General features: G+C 34.6%; 2 protein-coding genes. One reads left to right on the top strand and one right to left on the bottom strand.

The window, feature by feature from the left end; all coding sequences use genetic code 11:
• Positions 1-38: 38 nt before the first annotated feature.
• Complete coding sequence (gene pdaB / locus LT143_RS20260) at positions 39-800, bottom strand: polysaccharide deacetylase family sporulation protein PdaB (RefSeq protein ID WP_246946194.1); 762 nt, start codon at positions 798-800, stop codon at positions 39-41.
• Positions 801-1,112: 312 nt separating this feature from the next.
• On the opposite strand from pdaB, the gene LT143_RS20255 reads away from it, so the two are divergent.
• On the top strand, positions 1,113-1,340 hold the full coding sequence (locus tag LT143_RS20255; protein WP_246946193.1) for a hypothetical protein: 228 nt from the start codon (positions 1,113-1,115) through the stop codon (positions 1,338-1,340).
• Positions 1,341-1,580: the final 240 nt, after the last annotated feature.

Below are 1,580 nucleotides of genomic sequence, written 5' to 3'. Positions count from 1 at the left end.
GTGTCAGCTTTTTTATGTGTATGGTTTTGTAAGATTGGCTAATCCAGTTCTTTTGTCTTTGCCTCGGTATTTGCAATCAACTCCGAAATGGATTGATTTTTAAATCCTTTTTCCTTTAGTAACTTAGCAATCTCCGGAATTGCATTTTCTGTTTGTTTAGCCGAATCTGAGGCATGAAGTAAAATGATGTCTCCGGCCTTCATCCTTTTTACGTTCTTTACTATCTCTTCAGTTCCTGGATTCGTCCAATCTTGAGAATTCACACTCCAATGAACTACTGTATATCCAGTGCTCTCTGCAACTTTCAACACTTTTTCATCAAAGTTACCACTCGGAGGACGTAATAGAGTAACATCTTTTACTCCTAGTGTTGTAAATACTTCTTGCGCTTGTAATATATCACGTTTAATCTTTTGCTCATCCATACTTGTGTAACTTTTCCACTGATATCCCATACTTCCAATTTCGTGGCCATCTTCCATTATTCTTTTTACGACATCAGGGTGGCTTTCTGCCCAAGAAGCTGAAAGGAAAAACGTGCTTCCCTTAATATTATGTGTTTTTAATGCATCAAGAATTGAGATGGCACGTTCGTCGCCCCAACTAATATCAAAGGTAAGAGCAACTTTTTTATCCTTCCCTTCTCCCTTAAAGATGGCTCGTGGTCCCTCCTTAGTAGAAAAGACAGGTTCGCTGAATGAACCGCCGATGAATAAAATACCGGCTGTAAAAAAGGCTGCAATTACAATTATCATTGAATGTTTAATCTTTTTCCCATTTAATATAAAGAAAAAATTCATAATCATACCTCCCTAGTACAAGTCTCTTGTGAAATACATATGCGAACTTGTACATTTTATGAGCGAATGAGGAACAAAAAGATTTTTTTCATAAATCAAGGAAGATTGGTAATAACTAGAATATATTAGCTAGGCTCTTTTCTAAAACTTTGTTGTTTTCTAACCTATTTCATATGAAGTTGAGCTCACTTTTAACGATTAATACCGTATTGATCGTTCAGAAAAGAGTAACTGTCTAGATGAAAAGTAGATGACATTAAACTCGGAAAGCGACATTCTATACGAAAGAGTCATTAAATAAGAGGTGACAGCATGATTGGTTTTATGTTGAACACAATGGAACAAAAGGAACTGGAGTATTTGCTTAAAAGAGAAATGGATGAGATTCTACATGATCTTCAAGATCATCGGATAGATCATATTGTAAAAAGAGCGATGGAGGAGCGCTATCAAATATTATTTAAATTATTTAAGAGAGTTGCTACACCTCAAGAATGCTCTAAATATTTAAGACCGAAACAGGTTAAGCATTATGAGTAGAAAATTATTATGAATTTTTTTTAGAATAGTGTTGACTCTATAAAAGGGATTGTGATATATTATTCCTTGTCGCTTCGCAGACAGCAAAAATTAAGAGAAATAAATTTTCGTTAAGACATGTTGACAGCGATGATCGATTGTGTTAAATTAATAAAGTCGCTTACGAGCGATAGACATTAAAAAGTTCTTTGAAAACTAAACAAAACGTCAAGCGTGTTGGTTTATAAAACCGACAACAAT

The organism is Bacillus pinisoli (genome assembly GCF_023036475.1).
GTDB lineage: Bacteria > Bacillota > Bacilli > Bacillales > SA4 > Bacillus_BS > Bacillus_BS pinisoli.
Note: the sequence above shows the minus strand (reverse complement) of the source record. Positions and strands in the feature narration are given on the sequence as shown.

Bases quoted from the DNA above. Each gene is read 5' to 3' on its own strand.
- pdaB (WP_246946194.1), bottom strand. From the start codon at position 800: ATGAATTTTTTCTTTATATTAAATGGGAAAAAGATTAAACATTCAATG.
- LT143_RS20255 (WP_246946193.1), top strand. From the start codon at position 1,113: ATGATTGGTTTTATGTTGAACACAATGGAACAAAAGGAACTGGAGTAT.